Consider the following 16,458-nt stretch of genomic DNA (forward strand, 5'->3'; position numbering starts at 1 on the left):
CGGGTGCGGTGTCAGCGCTTGAAGCCGACTGCGCCGTACAGCGACACGGGTTCCTTCTCCGCGTTCTCCGCGTCCTCGCCCGCCGTCGGCCGCCAGTCCGACAGGGAGACGATCCCCGGCTCCAGCAGCTCAAGTCCCCCGAAAAGCCGACCCACTTCGGCGTGTGAACGGGCCACGAGCGTCACCCCGCTCGCCGTGTACGCCTCGATGCCCCGCCGGACGTTGTCCGGATCGAAGTCCGCCGTCATCGCCGACAGCACCAGACAGCTGCCCGGCGCCAGCGCGCCGACCAACGTGTCCACGAGCCGGTGGGCGCCGTCGCCGTCCGCGATGAAGTGCAGCAGCGCGATCAGGGACAGGGCGACGGGCCGGTCGAAGTCGAGGACGGACGCGGCCTGTTCGAGAATCCGCTCCGGCTCCCGCGCGTCGGCCTGCACATACGTGGTCACGCCCTCAGGATTGCCGCGCAGCAGGGCCTCGGCGTGAGCGAGCACGATCGGGTCGTTGTCGACGTACACCACCCGTGCGTCCGGTACGACGGACTGCGCGATCTGGTGCAGATTGGGCTCGGTCGGGATGCCGGAACCGACGTCGAGGAACTGCCGGATCCCCGATTCCCGGACCACCGCCCGCGTGGCCCGCTCCATGAACCGGCGGTTGGCCCGTGCGTGGCGTGGAGCGTCCCCCTGCATCGCGGCGATCCGCCGTCCGAGTTCCTCGTCGACGGGGTAGTTGTCCTTGCCGCCGAGGAACCAGTCGTACACCCGGGCCGGATGCGGCCTGCTCGTGTCGATGCGGGACATGGCCGACTCGGTCCCCGTCACGCAGGCCTCCTGTGATCGATGTGCTCGCCAACTGATCGACCGTGTTCGGCAGCGGCTCGTCCGATCAGTCTTCCACGATCATGCGGCCCGGCGGAGACTGTCTTCGGCCACCTCCTTGTCGAGTGCGGCCCGCACCAACGCGGCGGCCAGCACCGCCGGTTCGGTGTCCGAGGCCAGGCCGGCCAGCCGGTCGGCGTCCTCGGGCAGGCCGAGTCGCCGCGCGCCCGAGAGCGCCTTGCCGTCCAGATACGGCGCCACTTCCGGCCAGACCCGCTGGACCTCGCGCAGGAAGATGTCGGCGCCGGCCGGGCCCATGCCGGGGAACTCCCGCAGCAGCCCGCGCAGTTCGGCGACGTCGCCGTCCGCCTCCTTGCGCAGCCGCCGCAGGTCGCCGCCCCATCGGTCGGTCAACAGCTCGGCTCCGTCGCCCAGTTGGGTGGCAGTGCGCTCGTCGTAGCGCCGGTAGCCGCCCCGGCCCAGCGCGTCCACCCGCTCCTGCCAGTCGGCGTCCGCCATCCGGCGCGGATCGCGCAGCCCCGCGTCGTACAGGGCCCGGGCGGTGTCGACGGCGATCGAGCCCCGGATCCGGGCGCTGAGCAGATGCGCCAGCACCAGCAGCCGGTACAGCGGCTGCGGGGTGTCCTTCAGCGGGATGCCCGCCTCCTCGGCGAACGTCCGCCCGTGCGCGCGCACGAGTTCCCGTACGACGCGCTCGGCGTGGCTCACGGCCTCAGCGGATCGTGGCCGATCGTCATCAACTGATGGCGACGGCGCGTCTGTTCGGGCTCGGGCTCGTTCTCCAGGTCCGCCTCGTCGGTGACGGTGTCCACGACGTCGTACATCACCTGGATGTCGTCGTCCGTGAGGTCCGTACGCCTCTTCTGGAGGATCGCGAGGACATGCTGCCCGGTCGGCGTGCCCGCCTGGTCCGGCAGCGGCTCGGTCTCCTCGTCCGCCTCACTGACCCGCAGCCAGGCGGCCAGCTCCTGCGAGGTCATGTTCACCACGCGGTGGAAGTCCTGCCACAGCGTGTCGAGTTCGAGGGCGTCGGTCATGGTGCCCCTCCTTCGCGAGGACTGCTTTTCGCGTCTGTCGTACGGCTCTTCCCGTACGGCCGTGTCACTCGTCGCGCGGCCAGTTCTCGGCGTCGAACATCCAGCGCTGCTTCTCCAGCTCGCTCGTGATGGAGATCAGCAGGTCCTGTGTCACCGGGTCCGGCTCGGCGGTCGCGCCGATGCGCTCGCGCAGTCGCTCTATGGCCGCCCCCAGGGTGTCGACGACCAGCTGGACGACCTCCGTGTCGCGGACCCAGCCCTCCTTGGGGCCGGGCAGCGTGTAGGCCGCGGCGATGGTCTCGGGCCGGCCGTCGGGCGGCAGGCCGAGCGCCGCGGAGCGTTCCGCGACCGTGTCGGCGAACGAGCGGGCCACCGACACCACGTCGTCGAGCTGCAGATGGATCGAGCGGAAGCGCGGGCCCACGATGTTCCAGTGCGCCTGCTTCCCGATCAGTGAGAGTCCGAGAAGATCGACGAGAGTGCTCTGCAGGGCCTCCCCGGCGACCCGGCGGGCCGGTTCGGGCAGCGTGCTCTTGACGACAGTCATACCGGGCTCCTCCTTATGGCTTGGTCATGGCCGGTACGGAGCGGTGCGGCGCCCGCGACCACTCCATGTCGGCGCGGGTGCCCAGGGGCCGACCGGCGCAAACGCGGCGCGTCTCAGTGGGTGAACACGCCGTCCAGGAAGTGGAGCAGGTCCGCGACCACATCCGCCTTGTTCGTCTCGTGGAACACCTCGTGCCGGGCCCCCGGGTAGATCCGCTCGGTCGTCCCGTCCGCGCGTAGCTCCTCGACGCCGACGCGGCTGCCAGGGAGCGGGACCAGCCGGTCGTCCTCGCCGTGCAGCCACAGCAGCGGCAGCTGCCCGATGCCGCCGCCCTTGGACTCGGCGGACACGGTGTCCAGCATCCGGGTGAACGCCTCCAGCGTCGGCCGCTTCATCGGCCCGTGCCAGACCAGCGGATCCGCCGCGTACGCCGCGCCCACGCCGGGGTCGCGGGAGAGCGCGGCCGGGCTGATGGGGGTGTCGGGGATCTCGTCGAGGGCGAGCAGCCGGCGGGGCAGCTCCCAGTCGCCGATCACGGGTCCGGACAGCACCAGGGCGGCGAGGCCGTCGCCGTGGAGCTGTGCGTAGCGGGCCGCGATCATGCCGCCCATGGAGTGCCCGATCACGACGACCGGCACGCCCGGATGCGCGTCCCGGGCCAGGCCCGCGACCGCATGCACATGGGCGACCACGTCCTCGAAGTCCTCGATCAGCACGCGCTCACCCGCCGACCTGCCATGACCGACGTGATCGGGCCCGAACACGGCCGCACCATGCCCGACCAGGACCTCGGCCACCTCGGCGTAGCGGCCGACATGCTCGCCGTAGCCGTGGACCACGAGCACCAGACAGCGGGGCCGGGGGTGCGGCCACTCGCGTACGACGATCGTTCCCCGGTGTCCCTCGATGACGTGCTCGCGGTCGTCGGCCATGTCTCCTCGTCCCCTCCGGCTGCGTCGGTGAAGGTTCCCGGGGATCTTCCCAGGGCACGGCGGGGCGGTCTATAGTCCAAAACTAGCGGTGCTAATTAATGCGGTATCGATACGGTGCCGATCCGTACAGCCCGGTCAGGAGTCCTGTCGTGCGTCCCGTCCACTTCGCGGCCGCCCGCCGCACCCCCCTCGGTAAACTGCGCGGAGCCCTGTCGTCGGTCCGCCCCGACGACCTCGCCGCGACCGTGATCCGGAGCCTCGTCGCGGAGGTGCCCGCGCTGGATCCGGCCCGGATCGACGACGTCTACTGGGGCGCCGCCAACCAGGCCGGCGAGGACAACCGGAACGTCGCCCGCATGGCCGCGCTGCTCGCCGGCCTGCCGGAGTCGGTGCCGGGCGCTACGGTCAACCGCCTGTGCGCCTCCGGCCTCGAAGCGGTCACCACGGCCGCCCGCACCATCGCGGCCGGCGAGGCCGACATCGTGCTCGCCGGCGGCTCCGAGTCGATGAGCCGCGCCCCCTTCGTCCTGCCCCGCCCCGACGAGGCGCTGCCCCACCGCATCGAGACCGCCGACACCCGCCTCGGCTGGCGCCTGGTCAACCCGGCGATGAAGGAACTGCACGGCCTGCTGTCCATGGGCGAGACGGCCGAGGAGGTCGCCGAGCGCTACGGCGTCCCGCGCGAGCGGCAGGACAACTTCGCGCTGCGCAGCCACCAACGCGCCGCCGATGCCTGCAAGAACGGCCACTTCGACGACGAACTGCTCCCGGTGCGGCGCCCCGACGGGGTGCTGGTCGACAGCGACGAGTGCATCCGCGAGGACACGTCGTACGAGAAGCTGTCCCGGCTGAAGCCGGTCTTCCGGGAGGGCGGCACGGTCACCGCGGGCAACGCCTCACCGATGAACGACGGCGCGGCCGGACTGCTCCTGGTCAGCGAAGAGGCACTCAACGAGCTCGGCCTGGAGTCCCTCGGCCGCTATGTCGCCGGCGCCTCGGCCGGCGTCCACCCCGACGTGATGGGCATCGGACCCGTCCCCGCCACCCGCAAGGCCCTCGCCCGCGCCGAGTGGACGATCGGCGACATCCAGGAGGCCGAGTTCAACGAGGCGTTCGCGGCGCAGGCCCTCGCGTGCGTGGACCGGCTCGGCATCGATCCCGAGCTGGTGAACCCCAGCGGAGGCGCGATCGCACTGGGCCATCCGCTGGGCTGCTCCGGCGCACGGATCCTCACGACGCTGCTGCACCGGATGCGGCGGACGGGGGCGGAGCGGGGCCTGGCGACCATGTGTGTGGGAGTGGGGCAGGGGAGTGCGGTGCTGGTGGAGAGGCACTGATCGACACAGCCCCGCGCCCCTTCAGAGCGCTGCCGAACCGCAGGACGTGCCCGACCTGCTGAGAAGACTCGCAAGCAATCTCCCAACTGGCGAGACGCTCCTTACGGGCCTCGGTTAGGTGCGCATAGCATCGGTCTCCGCATGGACACGATGACTCTCTGGCACATCACCGGTTGGGAGTTCGCCGCACTCGCCTTCGCGGCCCTGCTCGTCGGCTTCTCGAAGACGGCCGTGAGCGGCGCCAACACGGTCAGTCTCGCGATCTTCGCCGCTGTGCTCCCCGCCCGCGCCTCCACCGGCGTCCTGTTGCCGATCCTGATCGCCGGGGACGTGCTCGCCGTCCTCACCTACCGTCGGCACGCCCACTGGCCCACGCTGTGGCGGTTGTTTCCCGCGGTCGCGGCCGGTGTCGTCTTCGGCACGCTGTTCCTGATGTGGGCGGACGACGGGATCGTCCGGACCTCGATCGGCGCGATTCTGCTGCTGATGGCGGGCGTGACCGTGTGGCGCCGCCGTACCGCCGAGCAGGACGCGGAGCCGGACTCGGTCACCAGCCGGGCCGGCCGGGTCAAGGCCCGCTCGTACGGCGTCCTGGGCGGCTTCACCACGATGGTCGCCAACGCGGGCGGCCCGGTGATGTCGATGTACCTCCTGTCGGCCGGCTTCCGCAAGCTCGGCTTCCTGGGGACCTCCGCCTTCTTCTTCCTGATCGTCAACGTCTCCAAGGTGCCCTTCAGCGCCGGACTCGGCCTGATCGACGGTCCCTCGCTGCTGCTTGACGCGGCCCTCGTGGTGTTCGTCGTGCCCGGTGCGTTGCTCGGCAAATGGGCTGTGAACCGAATCAACCAGCGGCTGTTCGAGCAGCTGGTCATCGCGGCGACGGTCGTGGGCGGCCTCCAGCTACTCCTGCGCTGACTCCCTCGACTCCCGCAGCAGAGCGGGCAAATCGGCGAAGGAGCCGATCACATGGTCGGGCGTGCCGCTCGCGTCCCGATGAGTCTCCGGCAGGTACTTCCCGGTCCTGACCAACACGCCCCGCACCTCCGCCCGCTGCGCCGCCAGCACATCGGTCTCGACGTCGTCCCCGACCATCAGCGCCTCGTCCGCGGCGACCCCCACATGGGCCAGCGCCGCCTCGAAGAACGCGGCCGACGGTTTCCCCGTGATCTCCGCCTCGACCCGCGCCGCCCTCTCCAGACCGACCAGGAACGCGCCGGTGTCCAGCTGCAACCCGTCCTCGGTACGCCAGTACAGGTTCCGGTGCATGGCCACCAGCCGCGCCCCGCGCTGCAGATGCCCGAAGGCCCGGTTGAGCGCCGCGTAACCGAACTCGGGCCCGGCGCCCCCGACGACCACGACGTCCGGCACGGAGCCGTCGCCCTCGCCCTCGCCCTCGTCCACGTCCACGCCGACAACGGTGACACCGCCCAGATCCTCAGCGATGTCGCCGCTGTTCAGCAGGACACACCGTGCCCCCGGACAGTGCTCCGCGAGATACGCGGCGGTGACGGCCGGCGCGGTCAGGATGTCCTCGGCGGACACCGGGAACCCCGCGTCCGCCAGCGTCCGCGCGATCGACGCCCGCGTCCGCGACGTCGTGTTCGTGACCAGCGCGACCCCGAGCCCGGCCTCGCGGATCTCCCGCAACGCCTCGACCGCACCGGGCAACGGCTCCCACGACACGGTGAGAACCCCGTCGATGTCGATCAGGACGCCACGCACGGGCTTCCCGCCAGGTGCCGATCCCCGTCCACGTACGGATTCCCTGCCAGAGTCCATGCCAGGACCCTAGCCATCGATCGGCCCGGCACCCCTCAGGGCGCGATCCCGACACCGTCGATCCTGCTCCACGCCCGCTCCTGAGCCGCCGTCATCGCGGGCCACCGCAGCCCGCCCGGGCGCGGCTCGACACGCGAGGCGTACGGCGCCGGACGGAACGCCAGGTCGCAGAAGCAGCCGGTGCCGTACGTGCGGTCGAAGGCGGCCGTTCCCGCCCCACGACTGGCCGTGCACATAGGTCCGTCGCGGCTTGCCGAATTCCTCGACGAACAACCGGCGCACGCTCTCCGTGTCGGCCGCCGCCATCCGTGTCCCGTAACCGCCCCGGCGGTACGACGAACCCGCCCAGGCGTAGCCCTCCTTCACCAGCACCGACCAGCGGCCCAGATCGTCGAGGCTGCGGGTGGGGTCGGACTCCGCACCGAGGTCGGGGCCGCCGTGGGCGTGCACGACGAGGGAGCCGTTCCAGTCGGCGGGCACGGCTATCGCGTAATAGGCGCCGTTGGCGTCGCGGCCGGTGCAGCAGGTCGCCTGACCGGCGAGGTCGGCGGGGCATTCGCCGCGTGCCGGTCCCGCTGTCTCTCCCCGGGCGTTCGACGCGCCGACGAGGAAGCCGACGGCGAGGGCACCGGCCAGCACGGCGGTGAGCGTCGTACGCGGCCTTGTCGCCGATGGGACGGATCTGCGGATCGGTGCGGGGGTTCTCGTCCAGTCCAAGACGCTGCTCCTCGTCCTCGTCGGCGCGTCGTCGAGCCGTGCGCGGCGATGCTAGGGAGCGACGGGGTGAGGAACCACGGTCTGATCGTTGTGTTCATAGTGTTCGCCGACTCAGGGCCGACTCAACGCTGGCTCAGGGCCGGCTCCTTCGCCCGGCGCGGCAGCCCGTCGCTCAGGTCCTCGCCCAGGAGCCGCTTGGCGATCGTGTGGACGGCGGCCCACGCCTTGCCGATGACCTGCGCCTCGCGGGCGCCGGCCGGAATGTGGGAGAGGAGGGAAGCGTCGCGGGGCCGGCGCGGCCGATGATCTTGCCGACGGACGCCTCCAGCACCCGCTGGGCGTTGGCATCGTGCGGTGACGCGAAGCCTCCCCATGTCGGTGGACGCCCGGCGCGCGCTGTCACGCAGCGGGACCTGCTTGAGGAAGAGGGCGGCCACGAAGCCGAGCGCCGCGACCGGCACCGTCCACAGGAAGACGGTCTGGAGCGTGTCGGCGTACGCGTCGACGATCGGGGCGGCGGCCGCCGACGGCAGCCGGTCCAGTCCCTCGGGGCTCCTCGCACGCCTGGGCGAGGGCGGCCGGATCCAGAAGGTGACACCGGAGGTCGCGGTGCCGGTGCCGAGCACGAACACGTACGGCGACGCCCCCGGGGCCGCCTGCCTACGGCTGCTTCGGATCGGGCTCCGAAGCCCGCTCCGGATTCCGCCGCAGCAGATACGTGTCCATGATCCAGCCCTTGCGCTCCCGGGCCTCGGCGCGCAGCCGCTCGATGCGGGGCGCGGCCTCGGCGATCGGGCCCGAGTCGAGGATCTCGTCCGGGGTGCCGAGGTAGGCGCCCCAGTAGATGTCGATGTCCTTATCCGCGTACTGCCGGAAGGTCTGGTGGGCGTCCAGCATCACGACCACGTCGTCCACGCCCTCGGGCAGCCCCTCGGCCAGGCGCCGCCCCGTGGTGATCTGCACCGGCCGGCCGATGCGGTTGAGCCCCGTCCGATGCCGGGCGGCCAGCGCGGAGACGCTGCTGATACCGGGCACGACGTCGTACCCGAACTCCACCGCCCCGTTGCCCAGCACCTCCTCCAGGATCCCGAGCGTGCTGTCGTACAGCGCGGGATCACCCCACACCAGGAACGCCCCGGTCTCGTCCTCGCCCAGTTCCTCGGCGATCAGCCGCTCGTAGATCCCGGCGCGCGCACTGCGCCAGTCCGCGACGGCGGGGGAGTAGGCGGGGCCCTCGGCGGACCGGTCCCGCTCGGGGTCCCGGGCTTCGACGACCCGGTACGTCCCCCCAGGCACGTGCGCGTCCAGCATGTCCCGGCGCACCTGGGTGAGGTCCGACTTCACCTCGCCCTTGTCGAGGACGAAGAACACGTCCGTACTCCGCAGCGCCCTGACCGCCTGGAGGGTCAGCTGCTCGGGGTCGCCCGCGCCGATACCGATGACATGGATCTTTCGCACACCCCGAGTCTGCCCCACGCCACTGACAGCGCGGACACCGCGGCCACCCGCTGACGCGCGTCCGGGCCTACGAGCGTCCGCGCAGCCTGGGCGCCCGCCCCCGCGCGTCCACGGCCTCGCCGCTCTCCTCCACGACCCCCGCCAGCTCCCGCGCCCAGGCGACCAGCCCCGCGAGATCCATCCCGTGCGGCCGCGGCCCTCCGGCACCGGATGCCCACTCCTCAACGGCTCCGGCCCCCCGCCGCAGCAGCCTCGCCCCGCCCGTCACATTGCCCCGGGCCGAGTGGGTGAGCCCCACCGCGAGCTGGGCCAGCCCGCGCCACAGGGCCCGCTCCTCCTCCGGCCCCGACTTCCAGGCATCCTCGAAGACCTCGTGCGCATGGAACGGCTTCCCCGCGTCCAGCAGCTCCTGTGCCTCGGCGACGCTCTGCTCCGGGGTGCGTACCACTCCCTCGGGCTGACGGTCGACCCCGTCCGCGCCGTACGGCAGCGGACGTCCGAGACCGTCCCGGGGGCGCGCGTTACGCGCCCGCCCTTCGTGGTCGCGGTCCCGTGCGTCGGTCTGCCGTCCTGACGATGTGGTGCCCATGCACCGATTGTCCCTCGCCCTGTCCCTGCCCGGCGGGCGCCCGCTTCGGGGCTCCCGCCGCTGTGAGGTAAAGTGCTGTTCGCGCGATCACGCGGTTCACCGCGCGAGTCGCATCGGGACGTGGCGCAGCTTGGTAGCGCACTTGACTGGGGGTCAAGGGGTCGCAGGTTCAAATCCTGTCGTCCCGACTGGAGTTTTCTCTGTAGTCGCAGGTCAGGGCCTTGGATCACTTAGGTGAGACGAGGCCCTTGATCGTTTCCGGGGCTCTCGTCTCACAATTTCTCACAAATGGCGAGAGCGACGATGAACGCTCTACCGCCGTCACCCGATTGCCTCCTGCTGCGCGGTGCAGGCGATGTTGATGCGGTGTCCTGGGCGGAGAGAACATCCCTCCAGGGAGGCCCCCTGATGTACGAGATGTATCCCGCTCTCGACGAGCACGGCATAGCCGTGGTGTGGCACATGAAGTCCAAAGGGAGGGCTGAGGCCATGTGTGGACATCGGGCAGCCAAACCCATCGAGTACACCAACACCATGCAAGCGGACACTGCTCCCCACTGTCGGCTGTGCATGACCTCATTCACCCAACTGATGAGCTAGCACAGGTAGAACGACAGAAGCCATCCATCCGGAAGGGCAGGCATGCCTGCCGCCGCATCATGGAGGCGGACTCAATCACCCATCGCGGCGTGCCGCTAGGACATATCGGAACTTATCGCATTAATCTCTGACCATCACACGAAGTCGATCTCTCGCCGATCGCACCCCCTTCGTTCCATCGGAGATGAATATGCACAAGCTTCGCAAGGCTGCCGTCCTGATTGTCGCGCTCGGAAGTGCCGGACTGCTGAGCACCGGCACCGCCACCGCCCACGGCAACGATGATCACGGCGGCAAGGGCGGAGGCCACTACAGCGTCCTGCAGAGCTCCAACTGCAAGTCGCACGACCTGAACCTCGACATCCTCGGCCAGATCGGCATCCTCAACGGCCTGTTGGGCAACGCGCTCAACGGCGAGGGCGACGCGGGTGCGCAGAAGACCCACCTGGGCTCGACCATGGGCTGCAACAACAGCGCCTTCTAGGGCGTGCTTTAAAAGCTGCTGTGATGTCGGGCTGGCCGTTCGGAATGATCACGGGCGGCCAGCCAAAGCAATGAGGTCGCAGACGAGTTTGCTAACGTCCTCAGCCGAGCAGCTCGCCCAGCTTCTCCGAGCCGGCCTTGAGGCTCTGCGGGTCAGGGTGACCCCGGCATACGCTCGATCGCCACCATGGCGGCGTCGTCATCCAGATGGCCACCGGCGTGGCGCAACAGGTCCTTGCACAGGTGGGCCAGAAGAGCGTCGGGACCACCTTTGCCCGACTTGCTGACCACCCGTTCCGCAAGCGGGTAGAACGTGCCGTCCCGGTCACGAGCCTCGATGACACCGTCCGTGTAGAGAAGGACGATGTCGCCGGGCTGGAAGGCGAACGTTTCCGCGGAGAGGTTGGTCTCCACGAATTCGGTGAGGCCCAGAGGCGGTGCTGGGTGGCGCACTTCGAGCAGTCCCATCTGGCCGCCGCGCAGCAGTAGGGGCGGAGGGTGCCCGCAGTTGATCAGGTGAAGGGCTGGCTCGTCGTCCGGGACGTCCAGCACGGCGGCGGTAATGAAGGCTTCGCCGCGATCCTTGATCTCGTCTTCGGGGGCTGCGGGGTCGTCCAGGTTCGAGGAGACGGTTCCCTCCAGAAAGGTGACCAACGCTGGCAGGTCAGCCTGCCGGTGGGCTGCGCCCCGGAATGCGCCCAGAAGGAGGGCGGCATCCCCAACCGCCTCAAGGCCCTTGCCCCTGACATCGCCGATGACGATCCGGGTTCCTTGAGCCGTGCGGGCAGCGGCATACAGATCGCCGCCGATCTGCGCCTCAGTTTCTGCGGCGAGGTAAACGGAGGCGATGCGCAAGGGTCCGATCCGGTGAGGAAGCGGTTTGAGGACCACCTCTTGTGCCGCCGTCGCCACCGAACGCAGCTGGGTCAGTTCCTTTTCATGACGTTCTCGCCGGTAGGCAAAGAAGGTCACGAACGCTGAGATCAGGATCAGAGCGATGAGCTGCACAGTGTGGTTCAGATCAATAAGGCTGGTGCGCACCACTGCAACCACGGCCTGGGCCAGGACGGCGAGCGCGCCGACGCATCCGGTCGTCCAAGGCCCGGCGAACGACGCTGTAACAGCGGGTGCGGCGACGAGGAAGGGCCCGAGGTGGACGCTGGGCGGAGCCAGGATGTCGAGTACCGTAATAATCACGATCAGCGTGATCGGTACCGCCAGCAGCGCATGACGTGGCTCCGCTGACAAACCGTGATCTTTGCGGAGTCGTCGCGAGGCCATATGTCCTGGATACACCGCATCGTGCCCCGGCGCCCGGCGTCGACGAGGCGGCTACCCGAGTAGCTCACTCAGCTTCTCCGAGCCGGCCTTGAGGCTCTGCGGGTCAGGATGAACATAGACCCGCTTGGTGAAGGACAGGTCGCTGTGCCCGGCCCAGGCCGAGACCACCGTGTCAGGGACCCCGTTGTTGGCCATCCAGGACAGACAGGCGTGGCGCGCGTCGTAGAGACGGACTCTGCGTACGCCTGCTGCCTCCATCAGCTTCTGGGCCTCACGCCGAAGCTGGGCCGTCTTGAACGGTCGGCCCAGCTCATCGACGACCACGTGGCCTGAGTCCTCGTAGGCCTCGCCCGCTTGCTCCCTCTCCTTCGCCTGGAGGGCGCGGAGGCTGACGAGCGCGCTGTGACCGGGCTTGGGCAGCGGCAAGACCCGCTTGCCGTTGATGGTCTTGGGCTGCTTCTCAACGACCTTGTTTCGTAGACCCAGCTCAAGGCTTCGGTCGTAGACGATGGTTCGGGTATTGCCTACGGCAATAGTCCCCGAGCCTTGAAGGTCAACGTCCTCCGGTTCAAATCCTGTCGTCCCGACAGTTCGATGGACTGTCATCGCAGATCAGGGCCTTGTTCCACTTCGGTGGAACGAGGCCCTCGATCGTTGCTGCGGGCGGGGGGCTCGATGCGCACGATACCCATGACGACGGCGCTGGCGTGTCTGCTCACGGGAGCCGCGCTCACCGGGTGCGGGGCAGGCGGCGGCAGCGCCGAGAAGTCCGCGGCGGACCTGTTCGACGAGGCCCAACGACACGATGCGCGCACTGCGTTCCGTGACCATCGACATGAGCAACACCCCGGACAGCGGCAGCGGCACGGTCACCATGCGTCTGCGGACCGACCTGAAGGACCGCTGCACGGCGAAGACCACCTGGGGCGAGAACGGCAGCCTCGAACAGATCAGGATCGGCGAGACGGACTACGTCCGCCCGGACGAGACGTACCTCGAGAACTGGAGCGGCAAGCCGATCGCCGACGTCCGGCCGAAGCAGTGGGCCAAGGTGCCCGCCTCGGACGCGCGGCCCGGCGACGGACTGGCCGCGTGCACCTGGACGTTCGAGCCCTTCGGGACGGCGAAGAAGGGTGCGGCCACCCGCGTCGGCGACCGGGAGGCGATCGCCGTGCACGTCACGGACCAGGCGGACAAGGAAGGGACGTACACCTTCTACCTGGCCACCGAGGGCAAGCCGTACCTGCTGAGGACCGTCTACAAGGGCGGCGGGAACGTCACCACCACGTCGTTCACCGCCTTCGACGAGCCGCTGGACGTCCGGCCGCCCGCGTCGGGGCAGGTGGTGGACAAGGCCGACATCGAGGACTGAAGGATGGTAGAAGCGGGGCCATGACCAACTCGCTCATCCATCCGGCCGGTGCCCGATGACCGCCGGCATCGACACCCCCGACCGCCGTGGCCGTACCGGACTCGACCAGGCCGGCCGGGACCTGACCGGCAACCCCCGGGTCAAGGTGCGGGACGTGCGGCTGCTGTCCAGCCACTGGTACGTCGAGCGCACGACGACCTTCGACTTCCAGCACGCCGACGGCACCTGGAGCACCCAGCAGCGCGAGACGCACGACCGCGGCAACGGGGCGACCATGCTGCTGTACGACGCCGAACGCGAAACCGTCCTGCTCACCCGCCAGTTCCGCTTCCCGGTGTACGTCAACGGCCACCCCGACGGCATGCTCGTCGAGACGCCGGGCGGGCTGCTCGACGACGATGACGAGCACCCGGAGATCGCGGTGCGGCGCGAGGTGGTGGAGGAGACCGGGCACACCATCGGCGAGGTCCGGCACGTCTTCGACGTCTACATGAGCCCGGGCTCGGTCACCGAACGCGTCAGCTTCTACGCCGCCGCCTACGGACCCTCGACCCGCACCCACGAGGGCGGCGGCCTGGACGAGGAGGGCGAGGACATCGAGATCGTCGAACTGCCCTTCCGCCGGGCCCTGGAGATGATCCGCACCGGGGAGATCGCCGACGCCAAGACGATCATGCTGCTGCAATGGGCGGCGCTGGAGGGGCCGTTCGCGAACTGAGCGGTCCTGCGGGCCGATCCGCTGCGAAATCCCTTGACTTGAAGTGCTCTCCAAGGTGAAGACTCCCGTTCGTGCCCCGGATCGGGCGCACGAACGGGAGGGGACCCAGCCATGAAGTACCGCACCATCGGCACCGACCCGAACAACCGCCGGGAGGTCAGCGTCCTCGCGCTCGGCGCGATGCTGTTCGGCTCACGGACCGACGAGGAGACCTCCTTCGCCGTACTCGACCGCTATGTCGAGGCCGGCGGGACCTTCGTCGACACCTCCGACAACTACGCCTTCTGGGTCGACGGCGGCCAGGGCGGCCAGAGCGAGGAACTGCTCGGCCGCTGGCGCCGCAGCCGCGGCATCGGCGACGAGATCGTCATCGCCACCAAGCTCGGCGCCCGCCCGCTGGCCCCCGGCACCGGCTATGTCGACAACGCGGAGGGCCTTTCGGCGAAGGTGATCCGCGAGTCCGCCGAACGCAGCCGCGACCGGCTCGGCGTGGCCAAGCTGGACCTGCTCTACGCCCACATCGAGGACCAGAAGGTGCCCCTCCAGGAGACCGTCGAGGGGTTCGCCGAACTGGTCCACGAGGGCACGGTCGGCCTCCTCGGCGTCAGCAACCACGCGATGTGGCGGGTGGAGCGGGCCCGCGCCCTGGCCGCCGCGGCCGGGCTGCCCGGCTACGAGGTGCTCCAGTACGCCCACAGCCACCTGCGCCCCCGCCTCGACGTACCCGACGGCCTGTTCCCCGACGGCAGCCTCGGCCACGCAGGCCCCGACCTGCTGAGCTACCTGCGGGCCGAGCCCGAGCTGACCCTGGTCGCCTACTCGCCGCTGCTGAAAGGCGCCTACACCCGCCCGGACGTCGAGCTGCCCGCCGACTTCGACCACCCGGGCACCCCGGCCCGCCTCAAGGTCCTGCGCGAGGTCGCCCGGGAGACCGGCGCGACCGTCAACCAGGTCGTCCTGGCCTGGCAGATCGGTGCCGACCTGCCGGTCATCCCGCTGGTCGGCGCCTCGTCGGTGGCCCAGCTGGAGGAGAGCCTGGCCGCCGTGGACCTGGAACTGACCGCCGGCCAGCGGGCCCGGCTCGACGCGGCCCACTGATCACGCGGCCCGCCGAACGCTCCCGGAGTACGCTCCGTAGAGGAGCCGAAGGAGAGTGGGCCATGCCTCTGTTCCCCAACGAGCGCAACGTCCGTGCGACCCCCGAAGGCCTCCTGTGGGAGCCCAGCGAGCGCTGGGTGCGGGGCCGCAAGGGTGACGTCACCGTCGTCGACAGCCGGCACCCCGTCCTGGTCTGGGAACCCGATCTGCCCGTGCCGTGCTACACGTTCCCGCGTGACGAGGTCCGCACGGACCTCCTCCGCCCGGCCAAGAGCCCGTCGCCGGGCAAGCACACCGGGTCGCGGATCTTCTACGACCTCGACGTCGACGGAGTGCTGGTGGAGAACGCGGCGTGGACCTTCCCCGCCGCCGACCTCGCCGGGCACATCTCCTTCGAGTGGTTCCGGCGCTGGGGGACCGGCCTCGACCACTGGTACGAGGAGGAGGAAGAGATCTTCATCCACCCGCGCGACCCGCACAAACGGGTGGACGCCATGCCCAGCCGCCGCCATGTCCAGGTCGAGATCGCCGGCACCGTCGTGGCGGACACCCGCCGCCCGGTGCTGCTGTTCGAGACGGGACTGCCGACGCGGTACTACATACCCCGCGAGGACGTCCGGCTCGACCTGTTCGAGCCCACCGAGCACCGCACCGGATGCCCGTACAAGGGCACGGCCCGGTACTGGAACTGGCGCGGCGAGGGCGAGGTCCCGCACAACATCGTCTGGAGCTATGCCGAGCCGCTGGCCGCGGTGGCCCCCGTCCAGGGACTCGTCGCCTTCTACAACGAGGCGGTGGAGATCACCGTGGACGGGGAACGCCTGGAGCGGCCGGTCACGCCGTTCACCGCGAGCCTCAAGGCCTGACCAGCAGCTGGAAGTCGAACGCGTACCGGGACGCGCGGTAGATGTGCGTCCCGTACTCGACCGGCCGGCCCGTGTCGTCGTACGCCGTGCGCTGCATGGTCAGCAGCGCCGCGCCCTCCTTCTCGTCGAGCCGCCCGGCCTCCTCGGCGGTGGCGGAGCGGGCGCCGACGGTCTGGCGGGCGCTGTGCAGGGTGATGCCGGCCGCGCGCATCATCCGGTACAGGCCCGTCGACTCCAGTCTGGCCGTGTCCAGGTCGAGCAGGCTCGCGGGCAGGTAGTTGCACAGGATGGCCACGGGCTGGCCGTGGGTGCTGCGCAGCCGTTCCAGCACCGTGACCTCCGCGCCCTCCGCGATGCCGAGCGCGGCCGCGACATCGGCGGCGGCCGGGACGCGCTCGTTGCGGACGACCTCGGTGGTCGGGCCCTGCCCGGCCGCCTCCAGGTCGTCGTAGAGGCTGCTGAGCTCCAGCGGGCGCTTCACCTGGCTGTGCACCACCTGGGTGCCCACCCCGCGCCGCCGCACCAGCAGCCCCTTGTCGACGAGCGACTGGATGGCCTGCCGGACGGTGGGCCGGGACAGGCCCAGCCGCCCCGACAGGTCGACCTCGTTGCCCAGGAGGTTGCCCGGAGCGAGGGCCCCGTGCTCGATCGCCGCCTCCAGCTGCTGGGCGAGCTGGTAGTACAGCGGCACCGGACTGCCCCGGTCCAAGGCGAAGTCCAGCGAGTCCAGCGCGGAGGCGGACACGGCACGCGTGGAGCCGCGGGTCTTCGCCATCGGACGACCTCCCTGTCAGACGTCAGG

At 70.1% G+C, this 16,458-nt stretch carries 18 protein-coding genes, 1 tRNA gene and 2 pseudogenes; 8 read left to right on the forward strand and 13 right to left on the reverse strand.

Annotation, left to right across the window (positions count from 1 at the left end):
- Positions 1 to 11: 11 nt before the first annotated feature.
- The 5 genes from ABIE67_RS40865 to ABIE67_RS40885 all read right to left on the reverse strand — a co-directional run bounded on the left by ABIE67_RS40865 (position 12) and on the right by ABIE67_RS40885 (position 3,358).
- Positions 12 to 824, reverse strand: a complete 813-nt coding sequence (locus ABIE67_RS40865) for an SAM-dependent methyltransferase (protein WP_370266616.1) — start codon at positions 822 to 824, stop codon at positions 12 to 14.
- Positions 825 to 902: 78 nt separating this feature from the next.
- Positions 903 to 1,550 carry an endonuclease gene (locus tag ABIE67_RS40870; protein ID WP_370266617.1) on the reverse strand — a complete coding sequence of 216 codons (648 nt, stop codon included), beginning with the start codon at positions 1,548 to 1,550 and terminating at the stop codon, positions 903 to 905.
- Positions 1,547 to 1,879: a DUF3140 domain-containing protein gene (locus ABIE67_RS40875; RefSeq protein WP_370266618.1), complete on the reverse strand. Its 333-nt coding sequence runs from the start codon at positions 1,877 to 1,879 to the stop codon at positions 1,547 to 1,549. The genes ABIE67_RS40870 and ABIE67_RS40875 overlap by 4 nt, the downstream gene beginning before the upstream one ends.
- 64 nt (positions 1,880 to 1,943) lie before the next feature.
- Entirely contained in the window at positions 1,944 to 2,426 is a 483-nt protein-coding gene (locus ABIE67_RS40880) for a Dps family protein (protein ID WP_370266619.1), read from the reverse strand.
- Between the two features lie 113 nt (positions 2,427 to 2,539).
- The gene (locus ABIE67_RS40885; RefSeq protein WP_370266620.1) at positions 2,540 to 3,358 is read right to left on the reverse strand and encodes a lysophospholipase; all 819 of its coding nucleotides are present in this window, start codon (positions 3,356 to 3,358) and stop codon (positions 2,540 to 2,542) included.
- 149 nt (positions 3,359 to 3,507) lie between these two features.
- Here ABIE67_RS40885 and ABIE67_RS40890 point away from each other — a divergent pair, with 149 nt between their 5' ends.
- Both ABIE67_RS40890 and ABIE67_RS40895 read left to right on the forward strand, forming a co-directional pair.
- Positions 3,508 to 4,695, forward strand: a complete 1,188-nt coding sequence (locus ABIE67_RS40890) for an acetyl-CoA C-acyltransferase (protein ID WP_370266621.1) — start codon at positions 3,508 to 3,510, stop codon at positions 4,693 to 4,695.
- A gap of 141 nt (positions 4,696 to 4,836) precedes the next feature.
- On the forward strand, positions 4,837 to 5,610 hold the full coding sequence (locus ABIE67_RS40895; RefSeq protein ID WP_370266622.1) for a sulfite exporter TauE/SafE family protein: 774 nt from the start codon (positions 4,837 to 4,839) through the stop codon (positions 5,608 to 5,610).
- On the opposite strand, the gene ABIE67_RS40900 is transcribed toward ABIE67_RS40895, so the two are convergent.
- The 5 genes and pseudogenes from ABIE67_RS40900 to ABIE67_RS40920 form a co-directional block, all read right to left on the reverse strand.
- The gene (locus ABIE67_RS40900) at positions 5,596 to 6,474 is read right to left on the reverse strand and encodes an HAD-IIA family hydrolase (protein WP_370266623.1); all 879 of its coding nucleotides are present in this window, start codon (positions 6,472 to 6,474) and stop codon (positions 5,596 to 5,598) included. The genes ABIE67_RS40895 and ABIE67_RS40900 overlap by 15 nt on opposite strands.
- Before the next feature lie 207 nt (positions 6,475 to 6,681).
- Positions 6,682 to 7,191: pseudogene (locus tag ABIE67_RS40905) on the reverse strand (hypothetical protein); the annotation flags it as partial.
- Positions 7,192 to 7,313: 122 nt separating this feature from the next.
- Positions 7,314 to 7,757 (reverse strand): annotated as a pseudogene (locus ABIE67_RS40910) (MFS transporter); the annotation flags it as partial.
- Positions 7,758 to 7,851: 94 nt separating this feature from the next.
- Positions 7,852 to 8,649 carry a precorrin-6A synthase (deacetylating) gene (gene cobF / locus ABIE67_RS40915; RefSeq protein WP_370266624.1) on the reverse strand — a complete coding sequence of 266 codons (798 nt, stop codon included), beginning with the start codon at positions 8,647 to 8,649 and terminating at the stop codon, positions 7,852 to 7,854.
- A gap of 67 nt (positions 8,650 to 8,716) precedes the next feature.
- Complete coding sequence (locus ABIE67_RS40920; RefSeq protein WP_370266625.1) at positions 8,717 to 9,238, reverse strand: DUF309 domain-containing protein; 522 nt, start codon at positions 9,236 to 9,238, stop codon at positions 8,717 to 8,719.
- 114 nt (positions 9,239 to 9,352) lie between these two features.
- Here ABIE67_RS40920 and ABIE67_RS40925 point away from each other — a divergent pair.
- Together ABIE67_RS40925 and ABIE67_RS40930 are read left to right on the forward strand one after the other, a co-directional pair.
- Positions 9,353 to 9,426 (forward strand) — tRNA-Pro (locus ABIE67_RS40925).
- Positions 9,427 to 10,028: 602 nt separating this feature from the next.
- Complete coding sequence (locus ABIE67_RS40930) at positions 10,029 to 10,322, forward strand: hypothetical protein (protein WP_370266626.1); 294 nt, start codon at positions 10,029 to 10,031, stop codon at positions 10,320 to 10,322.
- A gap of 152 nt (positions 10,323 to 10,474) precedes the next feature.
- On the opposite strand, the gene ABIE67_RS40935 is transcribed toward ABIE67_RS40930, so the two are convergent.
- Together ABIE67_RS40935 and ABIE67_RS40940 are read right to left on the reverse strand one after the other, a co-directional pair.
- Positions 10,475 to 11,602, reverse strand: coding sequence for a PP2C family protein-serine/threonine phosphatase (locus ABIE67_RS40935; protein WP_370266627.1), 1,128 nt, complete (start codon positions 11,600 to 11,602; stop codon positions 10,475 to 10,477).
- Between the two features lie 51 nt (positions 11,603 to 11,653).
- Positions 11,654 to 12,208 (reverse strand): site-specific integrase, encoded by a 555-nt coding sequence (locus ABIE67_RS40940; RefSeq protein ID WP_370266628.1) that lies wholly within the window; start codon positions 12,206 to 12,208, stop codon positions 11,654 to 11,656.
- A 217-nt stretch (positions 12,209 to 12,425) separates the two neighbouring features.
- On the opposite strand from ABIE67_RS40940, the gene ABIE67_RS40945 reads away from it, so the two are divergent.
- From ABIE67_RS40945 to ABIE67_RS40960, 4 genes are all read left to right on the forward strand, one after another.
- Complete coding sequence (locus ABIE67_RS40945; RefSeq protein ID WP_370266629.1) at positions 12,426 to 12,974, forward strand: hypothetical protein; 549 nt, start codon at positions 12,426 to 12,428, stop codon at positions 12,972 to 12,974.
- 55 nt (positions 12,975 to 13,029) lie between these two features.
- Positions 13,030 to 13,692, forward strand: a complete 663-nt coding sequence (locus tag ABIE67_RS40950) for an NUDIX domain-containing protein (RefSeq protein ID WP_370266630.1) — start codon at positions 13,030 to 13,032, stop codon at positions 13,690 to 13,692.
- Between the two features lie 111 nt (positions 13,693 to 13,803).
- Positions 13,804 to 14,790, forward strand: a complete 987-nt coding sequence (locus ABIE67_RS40955; protein ID WP_370266631.1) for an aldo/keto reductase — start codon at positions 13,804 to 13,806, stop codon at positions 14,788 to 14,790.
- Between the two features lie 62 nt (positions 14,791 to 14,852).
- Positions 14,853 to 15,656 (forward strand): DUF427 domain-containing protein, encoded by an 804-nt coding sequence (locus tag ABIE67_RS40960; RefSeq protein ID WP_370266632.1) that lies wholly within the window; start codon positions 14,853 to 14,855, stop codon positions 15,654 to 15,656.
- Here ABIE67_RS40960 and ABIE67_RS40965 read toward each other — a convergent pair.
- Positions 15,646 to 16,431 carry a GntR family transcriptional regulator gene (locus ABIE67_RS40965; RefSeq protein WP_370266633.1) on the reverse strand — a complete coding sequence of 262 codons (786 nt, stop codon included), beginning with the start codon at positions 16,429 to 16,431 and terminating at the stop codon, positions 15,646 to 15,648. The genes ABIE67_RS40960 and ABIE67_RS40965 overlap by 11 nt on opposite strands.
- Between the last annotated feature and the right edge of the window lie 27 nt (positions 16,432 to 16,458).

The organism is Streptomyces sp. V4I8 (genome assembly GCF_041261225.1).
In the GTDB taxonomy this organism is placed as follows: Bacteria; Actinomycetota; Actinomycetes; order Streptomycetales; family Streptomycetaceae; genus Streptomyces.